At 32.3% G+C, this 12680-nt stretch carries 20 protein-coding genes and 1 pseudogene; 19 read left to right on the top strand and 2 right to left on the bottom strand.

All coding sequences use genetic code 11. The features are described from left to right. Positions 1 to 38: 38 nt before the first annotated feature. From ABEA66_RS34615 to ABEA66_RS34535, 17 genes and pseudogenes are all read left to right on the top strand, one after another. Positions 39 to 470, top strand: a complete 432-nt coding sequence (locus tag ABEA66_RS34615) for a hypothetical protein (RefSeq protein WP_345594837.1) — start codon at positions 39 to 41, stop codon at positions 468 to 470. A gap of 21 nt (positions 471 to 491) precedes the next feature. Continuing rightward, positions 492 to 884: pseudogene (locus tag ABEA66_RS34610) on the top strand (protein prkA); the annotation flags it as partial. A gap of 47 nt (positions 885 to 931) precedes the next feature. Next, entirely contained in the window at positions 932 to 1204 is a 273-nt protein-coding gene (locus ABEA66_RS34605; RefSeq protein ID WP_345594835.1) for a hypothetical protein, read from the top strand. A 32-nt stretch (positions 1205 to 1236) separates the two neighbouring features. Continuing rightward, positions 1237 to 1467, top strand: coding sequence for a DUF1653 domain-containing protein (locus tag ABEA66_RS34600; RefSeq protein ID WP_345594833.1), 231 nt, complete (start codon positions 1237 to 1239; stop codon positions 1465 to 1467). Positions 1468 to 1781: 314 nt separating this feature from the next. After that, positions 1782 to 2075: a hypothetical protein gene (locus ABEA66_RS34595; RefSeq protein WP_345594831.1), complete on the top strand. Its 294-nt coding sequence runs from the start codon at positions 1782 to 1784 to the stop codon at positions 2073 to 2075. Positions 2076 to 2111: 36 nt separating this feature from the next. After that, positions 2112 to 2270 carry a hypothetical protein gene (locus ABEA66_RS34590; protein WP_345594829.1) on the top strand — a complete coding sequence of 53 codons (159 nt, stop codon included), beginning with the start codon at positions 2112 to 2114 and terminating at the stop codon, positions 2268 to 2270. A 77-nt stretch (positions 2271 to 2347) separates the two neighbouring features. After that, positions 2348 to 2506 carry a hypothetical protein gene (locus tag ABEA66_RS34585; protein ID WP_345594827.1) on the top strand — a complete coding sequence of 53 codons (159 nt, stop codon included), beginning with the start codon at positions 2348 to 2350 and terminating at the stop codon, positions 2504 to 2506. A 60-nt stretch (positions 2507 to 2566) separates the two neighbouring features. Continuing rightward, positions 2567 to 2725 (top strand): hypothetical protein, encoded by a 159-nt coding sequence (locus ABEA66_RS34580; RefSeq protein ID WP_345594825.1) that lies wholly within the window; start codon positions 2567 to 2569, stop codon positions 2723 to 2725. A gap of 65 nt (positions 2726 to 2790) precedes the next feature. Continuing rightward, positions 2791 to 3144: a class Ib ribonucleoside-diphosphate reductase assembly flavoprotein NrdI gene (gene nrdI / locus ABEA66_RS34575; RefSeq protein WP_345594823.1), complete on the top strand. Its 354-nt coding sequence runs from the start codon at positions 2791 to 2793 to the stop codon at positions 3142 to 3144. Then, a complete protein-coding gene (nrdE, locus tag ABEA66_RS34570) occupies positions 3137 to 5239 on the top strand; it encodes a class 1b ribonucleoside-diphosphate reductase subunit alpha (protein ID WP_345594821.1) in 2103 nt (700 codons plus the stop codon). The genes nrdI and nrdE overlap by 8 nt, the downstream gene beginning before the upstream one ends. Before the next feature lie 23 nt (positions 5240 to 5262). Beyond that, positions 5263 to 6240 (top strand): class 1b ribonucleoside-diphosphate reductase subunit beta, encoded by a 978-nt coding sequence (gene nrdF, locus ABEA66_RS34565; protein WP_345594819.1) that lies wholly within the window; start codon positions 5263 to 5265, stop codon positions 6238 to 6240. 180 nt (positions 6241 to 6420) lie between these two features. Further along, the gene (locus tag ABEA66_RS34560; RefSeq protein ID WP_345594817.1) at positions 6421 to 6903 is read left to right on the top strand and encodes a hypothetical protein; all 483 of its coding nucleotides are present in this window, start codon (positions 6421 to 6423) and stop codon (positions 6901 to 6903) included. A 257-nt stretch (positions 6904 to 7160) separates the two neighbouring features. After that, positions 7161 to 7904, top strand: coding sequence for an FAD-dependent thymidylate synthase (locus tag ABEA66_RS34555; protein WP_345594815.1), 744 nt, complete (start codon positions 7161 to 7163; stop codon positions 7902 to 7904). 108 nt (positions 7905 to 8012) lie between these two features. After that, positions 8013 to 8336, top strand: a complete 324-nt coding sequence (locus ABEA66_RS34550) for a hypothetical protein (protein WP_345594813.1) — start codon at positions 8013 to 8015, stop codon at positions 8334 to 8336. A 26-nt stretch (positions 8337 to 8362) separates the two neighbouring features. After that, positions 8363 to 9037 carry a sigma-70 family RNA polymerase sigma factor gene (locus ABEA66_RS34545; protein WP_345594811.1) on the top strand — a complete coding sequence of 225 codons (675 nt, stop codon included), beginning with the start codon at positions 8363 to 8365 and terminating at the stop codon, positions 9035 to 9037. A 211-nt stretch (positions 9038 to 9248) separates the two neighbouring features. Further along, positions 9249 to 9572, top strand: a complete 324-nt coding sequence (locus ABEA66_RS34540; RefSeq protein ID WP_345594809.1) for a hypothetical protein — start codon at positions 9249 to 9251, stop codon at positions 9570 to 9572. A 2-nt stretch (positions 9573 to 9574) separates the two neighbouring features. Further along, a complete protein-coding gene (locus ABEA66_RS34535; RefSeq protein WP_345594807.1) occupies positions 9575 to 9925 on the top strand; it encodes a hypothetical protein in 351 nt (116 codons plus the stop codon). 12 nt (positions 9926 to 9937) lie between these two features. Here the strand turns inward: ABEA66_RS34535 and ABEA66_RS34530 are convergent, their stop codons facing one another. Next, positions 9938 to 10522 (bottom strand): hypothetical protein, encoded by a 585-nt coding sequence (locus ABEA66_RS34530; RefSeq protein ID WP_345594805.1) that lies wholly within the window; start codon positions 10520 to 10522, stop codon positions 9938 to 9940. 128 nt (positions 10523 to 10650) lie between these two features. Here ABEA66_RS34530 and ABEA66_RS34525 point away from each other — a divergent pair, with 128 nt between their 5' ends. Continuing rightward, positions 10651 to 11400 carry a hypothetical protein gene (locus ABEA66_RS34525; RefSeq protein ID WP_345594803.1) on the top strand — a complete coding sequence of 250 codons (750 nt, stop codon included), beginning with the start codon at positions 10651 to 10653 and terminating at the stop codon, positions 11398 to 11400. Next, positions 11401 to 12132 (top strand): metallophosphoesterase family protein, encoded by a 732-nt coding sequence (locus ABEA66_RS34520; RefSeq protein ID WP_345594801.1) that lies wholly within the window; start codon positions 11401 to 11403, stop codon positions 12130 to 12132. It abuts the gene before it with no gap. A 51-nt stretch (positions 12133 to 12183) separates the two neighbouring features. Here the strand turns inward: ABEA66_RS34520 and ABEA66_RS34515 are convergent, their stop codons facing one another. After that, the gene (locus ABEA66_RS34515) at positions 12184 to 12657 is read right to left on the bottom strand and encodes a hypothetical protein (RefSeq protein ID WP_345594799.1); all 474 of its coding nucleotides are present in this window, start codon (positions 12655 to 12657) and stop codon (positions 12184 to 12186) included. Positions 12658 to 12680 lie beyond the last annotated feature (23 nt).

Genomic DNA, 12680 nt, shown 5'->3' with positions numbered 1-12680 from the left:
TAAAAGTCACGTTCATTTCACTAGAAAGGAAGAAAAAAATGAAAAGAGTAGTAGCGGATTGGTATCTAGTGCATGAAGCCGAGAAAGTTGGAAATGTGTCATCAATGACTAATGTTGTTGAACGCAATAGAAATGAATTAAACAAAAAATTAAGTTTATATTTTAGAAGTCAACTTCCAGATTATAAATCCATATTCGATGAAGATGAGTGTGAAGATATTCTATATACATTAAACACATACATTGAAGAAAATGGTATTAACAAACGAGAGATGGATTTTTCAGGTACAGATATTCATTTACTCAAAATCACTGATAATCTTCAGATAAAGATTGTCATTTCAGATGAATATTATGGTGGTGGAGACTATAGTAAATATATTGAAATTGGTAAATTTCTGATAAATGAGTATACGACTGAAAAAGATGTTGATAAACTTATTGAGTTTGTAACTAAGTATTTACAATAAATTTGCATTTTTTATGGGGGGATGGTCGTTATATTACAAACATATAAAGAATTAATTAAAAGGGAACAAGCACTAAGAGAACAATTAGCCGAAATTGAATCAGAACTTGACGATCTCTCAATTGTTATCAAATACTTCAAGACTCATTTTATGGATAAGGAGGCGCAGAATTTATTTGAAAATTATCTGGTTCATATTGAAGCATACTGTAACTGGCAGAAAGTATTGATTAATGAAGAGTCTCATGATCCAGACGAAGCGCTCATGAGGAAAATTGAAAACAGTATTGGGATAAGTGAGAATGCAAAGAAGGCATTTAGAGAAGAAATATTAATTCGAGCATCTTCTTATACAAGGAAAGGGAAGAAATTCGATTACACCTCTCACGATAGTCTAAGGGAAGCCATAGAAAAAGTAATATTACAATAAAAGAGCCATTTTAATGGAAAGGGGATTGGATCTTGCAAGAAAATAAAGTGTATGTAAAACCTAAACATCCTATGTTAAACAGAAAAGTATCAGATGACTATGAGCACAGTGAGTTGCTTTGGGCTATTCGAAGCAATTTTAAATCGAATGGCGGTTTGCCAGAAGTAGTTGGATTGATTGCAATTAAAAATGATATACGATATAAGGTTCTTTTTCCTAATAGTACAATTGATTATTTCAGATTAGATAATTTTGAGAAGTTTTATGAATTAACTATGGTCAATGAGCAAATCGAATTGTTTTAAAAAGATATTAATCTTGAAGAGGAGGTTGCTACATGTATGAAGTAACTTGTGGTCAAAAGTATAAACATTATAAAAGAGGCATCTATACAATTTCTAGGATGGCAACTCATACTGAGACACAAGAAGGTTTGGTTATCTACTATGATAAGCAAAGATGCTATTGGGTAAGGCCAGTAGAAATGTTTTTTGGTTATCTGAACGATGGAACAAAACGCTTTGTAGAAATTGATGAAGATGCATATGAGGAAGAAGAAGTGGAATAAAATCATTTATTGGATATAAAAAAGAAGAAGAGGTTAATCTTCTTCAAATTCTATCGACATGTTTCCCATGTAATAATCTTCAACTTCAAAACCACGTATTACCCAATCAATTAGATATTTTTCAGTGCATTTTATGTGGACACCATTCTGTCTGTTGACCATGTTATAAATTTTCTCCAAGTCAGTCATCTCCTAAAATTTATATAGGTAATAGGATATGCATGAGGAGGAGAAAAAATTCCTCTTCTCCAAGTCAGTTATATTATAAAAGATATTAAAATTAACAATATATTATTGTATGGAGGTAATTAAAATTGGAAGAAAAGACTAAGAAAACTTATGACGACCTATTAGAATCTATCGATCTACTTATTGAAAAGCATAAGTTGAGCAACGATATCTCCGATGGAGGCAAATACTACTATATCCAAGGGTTGGATACCGCAAAACAAATTATTGAACAAGAACAAGATTTTGTTTACAACGATTATGCCTATGAAAAATTTGAGCAGATAGTTCAGACCTTTCTTAACTGGAGAATCACACAGAACCTAGAACCAGAAGAAATGCATGATATCTTGGAACGAGAAATTGCGAAATTAGATTGAAGGAATAAAACAGTTCTTTTATAAGGAGGTGAAAATATGCTGGAGTTTCTAATTTATTTATTTCTTCTTACAGGTAGTGCTTCCTTTATAGCAGAGCTAACATGGAGAATAACTCATTGGAAAGTTAAAAATTCTGTGATCAACTGTACGATTCAAAATACAGACAAATTCAATGTAGAGCAGGCTGCAATTTGAAAGATGCCTTTATGAAATTGGGATCTAAATTTTAATGTAACATTTCTGCTAACTTAAAATAATAGGGAGGTATTCAATTGTCTACAACTGAAACAGTTACAATATCTAAAGCAGAATACGAAAGGTTGCTCGATAGAGAGTATTTCTTGGATTGTCTCGAAGCGTGTGGAGTGGATAATTGGCAAGGATATGGAGATGCATATGAGATGTATGAGAATCCAGAAGACGATGAATAGGTAGATAAAAAATATAATATTGAAGGGTATGATATTATTGGAATGAAGGGAGTTGAGAATTTGAAAACAATCGAGGGCTCTTTAATTTTCATTGGAGAAAATAAAAATACTGGTGCTTTGGAAATCTCAAAGGCATTCGATATTTCTACTGATGAAGCAATAGAAATTCTATACGAGGCTATTCGTGCGCTGGAAGAGAATCGTCCTCCAATCGACTAATTATAATGCAACTGTTAAGGATTTAAAGATGAAATAGTTATTTTAGTAGAAAAGAGTGCATCTATTTGCTTATAGTGTATGACAGTAAAACAAGAAATGTTGAAAGATTTATTAATAAATTAAATATTAGGAATGTAAAAATACATAATGAAATGGAAGTAAGAGAATCGTATATCTTAATTACTTATACAACAGGGATGGGTCAAGTTCCAGAATCAACACTCAAATTTCTTGATAATAACTACTCATATTTGAAAGGTGTTGCTTCAAGCGGAAATAAGAATTGGGGAAAAAGTTTTGCTTTGGCTGCAGATATTATTTCAAATAAATACAATGTTCCAGTAATTTGTAAATTTGAGTTAAGTGGCACAGTTACAGACATAAATCGCTTTATTCAGGAGGTAAAAAAGTTTGTCTAGTATTCCTAAGTGGATTCAGCTTAACAATGAGATTATGTTGAGGAGTGAAAATGGACAGTTTCAATTTGACAAAGATAAAGAAGCTGTTAAAAGTTACTTCGTAGATTACATTAATCAGAATACAGTATTTTTTCATGATTTAAAAGAAAAACTTGACTATTTAATTGAAAATGAATATTACGAGAGTGAGTTTTTAGATAAATACTCTTTCAATGAAATTAAGGAAGTTTTTAAAATAGCTTATGCAAAAAAGTTCCGTTTTCCTTCTTTTATGAGCGCATTTAAGTTTTACAACAATTACGCTCTAAAAACATCTGATGATAAGAAAATCCTTGAGCGTTATGAGGATAGAGTAGCAATTAATGCGTTGTTCTTAGCAGATGGGGATATCACAAGGGCTAAGAAGTTTGTTAAGGATTTGATTGACGGAAAATATCAACCAGCAACACCTACGTTTCTTTCGGCAGGACGTAAAAGAAGGGGTGAACTTGTTAGTTGCTTCTTGCTTATGGTTGATGATTCGATGAATGCTATTGCTAATGCAATAAATAATGCTTTGCAGTTGTCCAAAAGAGGAGGAGGTGTTTCTTTCAACTTAACTGATCTACGCCCACTAGGAGATCCCATTAAAGGAATTGACAATCGATGCAGTGGCGTAGTTCCTGTTATGAAGTTGCTTGAAGATTCTTTTTCTTATGCCAATCAACTCGGAAGTAGAGATGGGGCAGGAGCTGTATGGTTAAATATCTTTCATTTAGATGTTATAGATTTCCTCTCCACTAAGAAAATTAATGCAGATGAGAAGGCACGAATTAAAACACTTTCACTTGGCTTAATAGTGCCAGATAAATTTTTCGAATTAGTCGAGAAAGATTATGATATGTACTTATTTTCATCATACTGTATCGAAAAAGAGTATGGTAAGAAAATGAGCGAAATCAATATTTCTGAAGTGTATGATGAGTTAGTTGACAACCCTAAAATTAGAAAGAAAAAAACTAACGCTAGAGATTTACTTACGATGATTGCGCAGGTGCAAGTTGAAAGTGGGTACCCTTATTTCTTTTTTGAAGATAATGCAAATAGAGAGCATCCATTAAACAATGAAGGTAAAGTTAAGTTTTCAAACTTATGCACCGAAATTCTACAACTATCTGAAACATCTATCATTAATGAATATCACGAAGATGATGTTATCAAAAGAGATATTTCATGTAATCTTGGCTCATTAAACATAGTTAATGTTATGGAGAAAAAAGATATTGCTGGAGCAGTATCATCTGGTATTCGAATGCTTGATACTGTAGCAAATAAGACAAACATCGAAGCAGTTCCAAGTATCGCAAAGGCTAATCACGAAATGAAAAGCGTGGGACTTGGTGCTATGAATCTTCATGGATACTTAGCCAAAAATAAAATTGCTTATGATTCTAAGCTTGCTGTTGAGTTTGTTCATGCTTTCTTCTCTGCTGTAAACTATTACTCTATCCTAGAATCCTTGAAAATTGCACAGGAAACTGGTTTTATTTTTAAAGGATTTATAGGTTCAAAGTATGAGACTGGCGAATACTTTGAACAATATCTAAAAAATGATTATTCTCCTAAGAGTGATAAGGTTGTAAGCCTATTTGAGGGGATTGCATTACCTTCAAAAGAAGATTGGCTCAAATTAAAACTTCTTGTTAAGGAACATGGATTGGCACACAGTTATAGACTTGCAATTGCTCCTACAGGCTCAATCAGTTATGTGCAAAGTTCAACTGCTTCAATTGCTCCAATTACAGAGAAAATTGAACATAGAACATATAAAGATAGTGATACATACTATCCAATGCCATTCCTAAATGAACAAACATTCTTCTTCTTTAAAGAAGCGTATGACATGGATATGTTTAAAATGATCGATGTTTACGCTGCAGCACAATCTCATATCGATCAAGGCATTTCATGTACCCTGTATGTAAAAGATACAATTACTACTCGTGAACTTTCACTCTATTACATTTACGCATGGAAGAAGAACCTTCGCACACTGTATTATACAAGAACAAAAATGACTAATAATGTTGAAGACTGTGTAAGCTGTTCTGTTTAAAATTTATATCGGAGGTAGATAATTTGATTGAGGCAGTGAATTGGGATCAGGCCACAAGTGATTATGCAAGTATGTTTTGGGACCAGAATACAAAGCAATTTTGGCTCGACACAGAAATTCCCATTTCTAAGGATAAGAAGGCATGGGAAGATTTAAGTGAAAGTGAAAAAGAAGTATATATGAAAGTGCTAGGTGGCTTAACCTTGCTCGATACAGAGCAAGGTGGAGTAGGTATGCCTCAAGTGTCCATGCATGTAAAAGACCTTCAAGATAAGGCAGTACTAACATTTATGGCAGCAATGGAACAAGTTCATGCTAAAAGTTATAGCACTATCTTTACGACATTAACTGATAAGAAGCAGATCGATGAAGTTTTTGATTGGGTTAAGCAAAATAAGTGGTTACAGAAGAAATCTAGCTTGATTGAATATTATTATAAGAATATAACTGATGAGTACTCATTAGCGCAAGCGATGATAGCTTCAGTGTTCCTAGAGAGTTATATGTTTTATTCAGGTTTTTACTATCCACTTTTATTAGCAGGACAAGGAAAGATGAAAAACTCTGGGGAAATTGTTTCGCTAATTATCCGTGATGAGTCCATTCATGGTGTGTTTGTTGGGTTGTTATATCAAAAGTTAATTAGTAATATGACCCAAGAAGATCGAAATAATTTGTATGGATTTGCAATAGATTTGTTAAGCCAACTATATGAAATCGAAAGCCGCTACACTGAGGAAATTTATGATGTATTAAGTTTATCCTCAGATGTAAAGAAATTCGTTAGATATAATGCAAATAAAGCATTAATGAATCTTGGATATGATGTATACTTTCCAACCGAAGAAGTAAACCCAATAGTGTTAAACGGCTTGAGTACTGAAACACGTACTCATGACTTCTTTTCTCAAAAAGGAAATGGATATGCCAAGATTAAAGTTGAATCTTTAAAAGAAGAGGACTTTGATTATGTTTCGGCACTTGTCGAACAAAATAGATAATTCGCTAAAGGAGTGTTTTAACTGTATAATTCTAAACTAAGACAAGAACTCAAACAGAAATATGGTAGCGAATCTGTTCTTGTAATCCCATCTGATGACTTACTATCTCTCAATTTGCAAGAAGGTTATTCTGAATCCTCAGATGAATTATTAGAACATATCAGCAAATATAGTGGCTTTATGTTCCGATATTTAGTTGAGTATAATACTGATTTCAGACAACCTATTCCATACATTCTGATTCAATATAAGGATACTTTTTTTGCTACTAGAAGACTTATGAATAGTGGTGAAACAAGACTTCATGGTAAAATTTCTCTAGGTGTGGGAGGTCATATTAACCCTGAAGATTACTCGCCATACTACAATACTATTGAAAGTGCGTTGTATCGTGAATTAGCCGAAGAGTTAGACATTGGCCAAGAAGTATCATTAGACGTTATTCAAGCTGGAATGATTAATGACAACTCCAATGAAGTAAGTAGGGATCATCTTTCTATAGTTTATATTGTAAATGTAAATAATCCAGATGTAAGAGTAAAAGAGACTGATAAACTTGAGGGTAGATTCTACTCTATTGATGAATTGAAAAAAAGTTATGACAATCTAGAGAGCTGGTCAAAATTGGTTTTTGATCACCTTATTGTAGATAAGGAGAATTAACAAATGAAACTGCTTCTATATATGATCAGGTGGCAATTATCTAGTCCTATACTATATCTCTGCATTAATTTCTTGCCCCTAGATAATTTAACTAAAACAATTGTCGCTAATGCAATTGGAGCGATTCTCTTCTATCCAATTGATAAATTAATTTTTAATAAGAAAAATATGAAATATGAATAACAAAGAATAAATACATAACTAGGAGATGCTATAAGGTATCTCCTATACTTATCAAACATCAAAAGGAGTAAAAAATGACTCAATTATCTCTAGAACATCTACCGCAGCAAAAATGGAATAAAAAGCTTGAATATGTATTTACACACGATAATAAGGAATTAAAGATCTACAGTGTTGAGCCACAAGCTAAACTTATTGGTGTTACTCAGCCAGTTGGAATACTCGAAGGTTACTCAATGGATGCTATTCTTGTAAAAGCATTTGAAAAAAATTATAAAACCCCATCTAAACCAAAGGTTGTAGAGACATATGGATTTGAGCAGATGCATGGTGAGCCAATTGAACTTGTTGGCTTTAACTTTGAATGCATTTTTGATCGCGCTATTGAAGCAGAAATAAATCGTTATAGACATAATTCAAAGAACTATGAGTCTGGGCGATATGTGGATTATATTAAACATGGATTGACTATTATATTTCCAGATGACATTAAAACAGAACAAGAAAAACAAGAATTTCTTCATGATGTTGTAGCTTGGGATCTTCTAAAATATTATGAAGTTCTTAAGAATGGAGGTAAACGACAGCAAGCAAGACGTAGACTAGGATTTTATACTGCAGTGGAAAGTGTGTTCTATATCAATCTACGTTCGTTGTGGCACATGGCACGTCAAAGATCATCAGAATTATCACCTAATGGAAAAGAAGCTGAACCACAAATTGGAACAGTTGTAACTGAAATGGTCAAATCGATTGAGCCATATCTTCCTAGATTTTATAATACTCTTATTGAACAAATCTCAAAAGGATATAGATAGAAGAAAATAAAAAATGGTATATTGACACAATATTATAAACAGTGTTATCATTGGGATTAGCAAAGGAAATATATGCTAATCCCATTTTTTAATAGTGAGGTGTGAAAAGTGTGTTCTGCCAGCAAATTAGTAAAAAATATGCTTGAAGAGTTGAAAAGTAAAAAGGAAGAACTCCTTCATGATGTTACCCTATACGATAGACAAGTTTCTAAATTGTATCACGAGTTTGAAAGTGCTGATTTGACTCTAGAAAGTGGAATTCAGTTAGCTAAAAAAATGCAAGGTGTGTTAAGAGAAAGAAGAGGTGTAAAATATGATTTGATGCAATACAAAACCTTGATAACGACATTAGATACCGCATTGAGAAGACTAGCGGCAAACGAAAAAGAATACTTCAAGGACAATGAAAACTACAAACAATACATATCATAAATGAATATTTTATGAGAGGAGTACATATGATCTGGAATGAAGTAAAAAGAAACGATACATTAAACAATGAAGAATTATACATTAAAGCTAAATCTGGTGATAATGATGCAAAAGAGATGCTATTAATAAATAATATACCTTTGATAAAGAAGATAGTTAATCGAATGTATAAGAATGACTTGGACATGGACAAGGAGGAACTTTTTAGTATTGGATTTATAGGAGCTCAAAAAGCATATAACTTGTATGATCCAAATAAGGGATATAAATATGTTACACTGTTGCATACAACTATCTTAAATGAACTTCGAATACATATGAGAACATTAAAATATCAAAAGAATTCTAAGTATAAAAAAGTTAGCATGGATAAGACATTAGACATAGAAGAGGGCAATAAAGAGACCTACCATGACTTAATTGGAGATGAACAGAGTATTAAAAAGTATTCGGAAATAGAAAATGCCGCTACAATCAATGAGATTTTAAATAAGTTTATACCTGTAGCCAACGAAAGGGAAAAATACATATTAAATCAATTGTACTATGAGAAGAAAACAATGAGGGAAATCGCATCTGTTCTGGGGACTACACATCAAAATGTTGCACTAATACATAATGAGATTATTCGAGTATTGAGAAATATGATGCATATAGAAGTGAAAGATGACAAAAGAAAAAGGAAACGTAAAACTGCGTAGTTTAGGTGAAAATATGAAGGATTATATACAAACAGCTCTTGGAATGATTATTTGTATGATTGTACTCTATCCTTTAGCATTGGCAATATATAAGTTAAACAAAGAAAAATTAACTATTAAAAAGTACTTTTGGATGATGTGTGTAGGAATGATAATAGGATCAATTATAAATAAGTACTGATTTAATTTAATACTAAGGGAGGCAATAATAATGGGATGTAATCACTGCCCATTTGCTTTTACAGATGCATCAGAAGAGTTTCAAAACTATGGATGCTTACCATCACCATGGGATATTATTCAAATGAAAAGAAAGAGTGGTCATAATTGGGCTTGTCATGAGAATGAAAATAAATTATGTCAGGGATTAAAGGATCATGTTCAATATCATCAAGAAAACAATTGCGTTGATAGAATGAGAGATATCGATCTATCAAGAGGTGGGCTTATATCTTATGAGACTTGGTTTCATGAAGGCGAAGAAGAAGCAATAAAGAAAGCAAATAAAACTCAGATATCGTTGGGAAAAGGTTAAAAATGAATAATATTATTGAATTTAAGTCTAAGCCAACTAGAAACCTATACATAGTAGATGATTATCATGTAGTGTTAGCACACAGTGAAGATGAAGCATTAAGGTTAGTCCAAGATGACTATGAAACAGATGAAGAATTTGAAGTGCGTCTTATTGATGACCAGAAAGAAGTACATGTAATTAAATCTGGAAAAGTTGAAATTATTCTCTGGGAACGTGAACCAAAGCCATTAGAGAGATTGAGTTTTAAACTTAAGGTAAGAGATTTTATTGATGGCGACTTAAAAAGATATGCTGCACCAAGCTTTCAAGACATCCTTGAGGATAGAGGAGCAATTAGACAGAAAAAATAATTAAGTCTTTGCTTAACTCCATACATTCCTGTCTTTAAAATCACCAGCAATAAAAAAGTTACCAAAATTATCTTGATGGGGAAATCCTTTGGGATGTGCCGATTTGACCTCTAGACTGTGTTGACATTTCATACACCTAACAGACTTTGTATTAGGGTAGATGTAAAACGAAGTTTTATAAAAGCAGGCATTACACTCATACCTTAATCTGTACAACTCAGTTCCGTCATCTTTAATTTTTATTCCTGTTCTTACATACTCAGGTACATTCGTATCGTTTTTATTTAGGTATGTAGATTCAAGTTCCTCTTTATTTTCCGTAAATCCTTTTATAAGTTTTTCTTTAATTTCATTTTTATTTATTTGGTCTTTTTTTAGTTCTAAGTCTTCTATAGGCTTTACTTCATTAAAGAATGTGCTATAGGCTTTTCCAGCCTTATTAAAGGTAGAAACCATATCAAGTACATCAGTATCTATGCCAAATAGATTGAAGACATTTTGAATAATAACCAACTTATTTAAATTATCAGCTTCAGATATCTCAAGTTCGGCCTTTTTGCCACTATCATCTTCAATTGAAATTTTAACCTTGAGCATAGGTTTCACCTCTTCAAAAACAAATCATACCGAATTTGAGGCAAATAAGCAAGTTGAAAATGTCTTATAAACAATAGGTTTTTTTAACGTAAATTTCCAATAAAATTTGAATTTTATCAGAAAAGGAGTTGCTTAATATAAGAACAGAAACAGTAAATGTAAATTTGCAGTTTAACATAACCAGAGAACTTGAAGATAATGAGGTTCTATGCCCAACATGTAGTGGAACATCTCTTCATATAGAAGGTGTTCCCTTAGCACAAACAACAAATGGAGTTTATGAATTAAAGAAATTTGGAAAATGCACGACTATTGTTGGTTGCTCATCATGTTATTTCGGCGTACAAAAGAAGTGTTTACATTGTGATAAGTTACTTGGGCGTAATTCTTATTGTACATGTGATAAATCAAGATATGAGCAAAGGTATAAGCAAGAACAAAAAGAAATAGAAAGTTGGAGTAGAACTAATAAAATAACGTATGATGAAGCTCTTCAAAAATATGAGATGATCTTTATCGATCGCGTTGAAAAATATTGTTCTCCAGATGAATTAGCCGAATATCTTCAATGGTATCTTGATGATAATGAGGATCTGACAATCGACGATATTCTTAGTCTTAGAATTTATGGGACTTATACAACTCAAGCTAGTTTTGATGCTTACAGCATCCTTGAAAATGCTACGGAGGAATTGCACGAAGATGCTTTCAACAGAGCAGAGTATGTTATAGAGGATATGCAAGAGTATTTGAACAAAGTTGCTAATGAAATTAAAATTGATACTAAGACATTCTTCCCTGATGAGAAAAATGGTATTCAGTTAACAATTGCAGATATTAATAAATTTAAACTTCAGTTTGATGGGAGTGAAGTATAGTTGCCAAGAACATTGTGCATTAGTGATATTCATGGGTGTTATGATGAATTTAATAAGTTGCTTAACGAAGTTGGTTACAGTCCATATGATCAGCTCATCTTGCTTGGAGATTATGAAGATAGAGGATTTAAAAGTAAGGAAGTCATCGAACAGGTAAAGACATTAGTCGATAAAAATGGAGTAGTAGCATTAAGAGGAAATCATGATCAGATGTTCCTTGACATCTTTAATGGAGGAGATGATTATCTATTTCTTCATAATGGAGGAATCCACACTATTGAAAGTTACTGTGGTATGAATTGGTTCGAGCAGTATGATGGATTTGAGTTTAATCGATATCTTCAAGCAAAAGAATTTATTAAAAAGAATTACTCTGAACATATTGAGTTCCTTGAATCGTTGCCTTATTACTACGAAGATGATCTACACATTTATGTTCATGCAGGGATTAATCCTTTTTATGAAGACTGGACTAAGCAGCCAAAAGACGACTTCATATGGATTAGAGACATTTTCTTAAACAATAAAATAGATACACATAAGAAAGTTATATTTGGTCACACTCCGACAATAAATATGAATGGAAACTCAGCAGAAGTATGGTTCCAAGATGATAAAATTGGAATTGATGGTGGATGCTGCTTCGGTTATCAACTTAATTGTTTAGAGATTATTGATGGTCACTATAATACATATTCAATTGATAGTTCGTTAAAAAGTGATAAAAACTAGATTTTATAGGAAAAGAAAAAGACCTTCGAAAAGGTCTCAGTTTAATTGTAATTATTTGATATTTATCAATTTTAGTTTGTTTTGAAAAGTCTGAGCGTCTTCTGATGCCATATTTAAGAATGTACCTAGTACTGCAATACCTGCCTTTCCATCTATAATAACATCTTGAAATAGTGGCTGTGATTCTTTGAGGTTCTTAACAGACCTTTTAAGATAAGTATGTGATTCCTTATATTGTTCTGGTACTGACATCTCATCAACACTTTTTTGCAGTTTATCAATTCTAGCATTCATTAATTGTATCTCTGATTTCCATCTTTCAGAACTTTTCCCATCTTTAAAAATCTGATTAGCTGAAGTTAAGATCCCTGAAATTTCAACCATGTATTGGTTACTTAGAGTTAAGTAATCAGGTGGAGCTGCTGTCTTTGTGTTAGGGATTTGTTTTTCTGCACATCCTGCAAAAACCAATATAAAAAGAGATGTGAAAATAAAGCTTTTAAAGAATGAAGAGTATTTGTTCATTTTGGCCTCCCATGAAGTTGTTT

Source organism: Paenibacillus vulneris (assembly GCF_039543185.1).
In the GTDB taxonomy this organism is placed as follows: Bacteria; Bacillota; Bacilli; order Paenibacillales; family NBRC-103111; genus Paenibacillus_S; species Paenibacillus_S vulneris.
The sequence above is the reverse complement of the archived record's forward strand: the minus strand, read 5'-3'. Positions and strand labels throughout refer to the sequence as shown.